The organism is Sphingomonas sp. STIS6.2 (assembly GCF_000732685.2).
In the GTDB taxonomy this organism is placed as follows: Bacteria; Pseudomonadota; Alphaproteobacteria; order Sphingomonadales; family Sphingomonadaceae; genus Sphingomonas; species Sphingomonas aerolata.
Window position 1 is genome coordinate 92858 of sequence record NZ_JPDP02000035.1, and the last position, 1791, is coordinate 94648.

A 1791-nucleotide genomic window follows, 5' to 3' on the forward strand; every position below is an offset into this window, starting at 1 on the left:
ACCCCGCCGCGCCGTTCGGCTTCGGTGGCGGCGGTGGTGGGCGGCCTCAGCCCGGCGGCGGCTTTCGCAGCGAAGGCTATGAGAGCGGCGGCCCCGACATGAGCGACATCTTCGAGGGGCTGTTCGGCGGCGCCCAGCGCGGCGGTGGCGGCGGATTCGCGAGCGGCTTCGGCCGGCGCCCGCAGCCCAAGGGCGAAAACGTCGCCTATCGCCTGCAGGTCCCGTTCGTCGACGCGGCGACGCTCGAGCCCCAGCGTGTCACGCTCTCCGATGGCAAGACGCTCGATCTGAAACTGCCCGCAGGCGTCGAGAGTGGCACGCAGATGAAGCTCGCGGGCAAGGGCGAGCAGGGCCCGGGCGGCGCCGGCGATGCGATCCTGACGATCGACGTCCAGCCCCACCGCTTCTTCACGCGCGACGGCGATGACGTCCGCATCGACCTGCCGATCAGCCTTGCCGAGGCGGTGCTCGGCGGCTCGATCAAGGCGCCGACGGTCGAAAAGCCGGTCATGCTGACGATCCCGAAGGGCACGACCTCGGGCAAGACGCTGCGCCTCAAGGGCAAGGGCTTCCACAAGAAGACCGGTGGCCGTGGCGATCAGCTCGTCACGCTGATGATCGACATTCCGGCCGACAACAAGGCGCTTGCCGATTTCGTCGAGGGCTGGGCGAAGAGCAATACCGGGAACCCGCGGGGGGCCATGGGCGTCTGAACGCCTTGTGAACGACAGCAATCTTACGCCCGAGTCGCGCGCCCACGACCACCTCGGCACGCGCCGGCGCCTCAATCGCGGCATGGCCAAGGTCAAGCCGGGCAGTCATGCGTTCGAGGTCGTCAAGCGTGCCGCGGTCGGCGTGTTCAACGACGGCTTCATCCATGCGGGCAACCTCGCCTATCTCGCGCTGATGACGGTCTTTCCGTTCTTCATCGTGGCGGCTGCTATCCTGTCGCTGTTCGGGCAGAGCACCGAGACTATCCGTGCGGTCGAATCCTTCCTCCATGTTCTACCCCCCAACGTCGCCGACCTGTTGCGCAAACCGATCGCCGACGTGCTCGCCGCGCGCACCGGCTCGCTGCTGTGGCTCGGCGCGCTGGTCGGGCTGTGGACGGTCGGCAGCTTTGTCGAGACGATCCGCGACATCTTCCACCGCGCCTACGGGATCAAGGCGACCGCGCCCTTCTGGAAATCGCGGCTAGGTTCGTCCGCGGTGATCGTCGGCTCGGTGATCATGGCGCTGCTGTCCTTCCTGGTGCAGGGCATCCTGACCGCGGCCGAACAGTTCATCTACCGCCTCGTTCCCTTCGCGCAGGACGCCGCCGGATGGGTCGGCCTGTCCCGCCTGATTCCCGGTCTGCTGATGTTCGGCGCGCTGTATTTGCTGTTCTACTCGGTAACGCCGTCGCGCTATCGCTATTCGAAATGCCGCAAATGGCCCGGCGCGCTCTTCACCGCCGTCTGGTGGATCAGCGCGACCGCATTGCTGCCGATCGTCCTGTCGAGCCTGGGTGGCTATGACCTGACCTATGGCAGCCTGGCGGGCGTTGTTATCATGCTGCTGTTCTTCTACGTCATCGGTCTGGGGCTGGTATTCGGGGCGCATTTGAACGCGGCACTGGCGGAACCCCTCGAAACAGCGCTAGAGCAACCGGCTGACGAGGTAGAGGCGAAGGCGAGAACGGCGTGAACGGTTTGATGGCGGGCAAGCGTGGGGTGATCATGGGGCTGGCGAACGACAAGTCGCTGGCCTGGGGAATCGCCAAGAAGCTGTCCGAGGCCGGCGCGGAGCTCG

2 protein-coding genes and 1 pseudogene are annotated in these 1791 nt (G+C 66.4%); all 3 read left to right on the plus strand.

Annotated elements, in window-relative coordinates:
• Nucleotides 1-713 (plus strand): J domain-containing protein (locus tag sphst_RS05120; RefSeq protein ID WP_234387422.1); only part of this gene is annotated, 713 nt, incomplete at its 5' end.
• 7 nt (nucleotides 714-720) lie between these two features.
• The gene (locus sphst_RS05125; RefSeq protein ID WP_031395409.1) at nucleotides 721-1686 is read left to right on the plus strand and encodes a YihY/virulence factor BrkB family protein; all 966 of its coding nucleotides are present in this window, start codon (nucleotides 721-723) and stop codon (nucleotides 1684-1686) included.
• Nucleotides 1687-1694: 8 nt separating this feature from the next.
• Nucleotides 1695-1791, plus strand: a pseudogene (locus sphst_RS05130) (NADH-specific enoyl-ACP reductase); the annotation flags it as partial.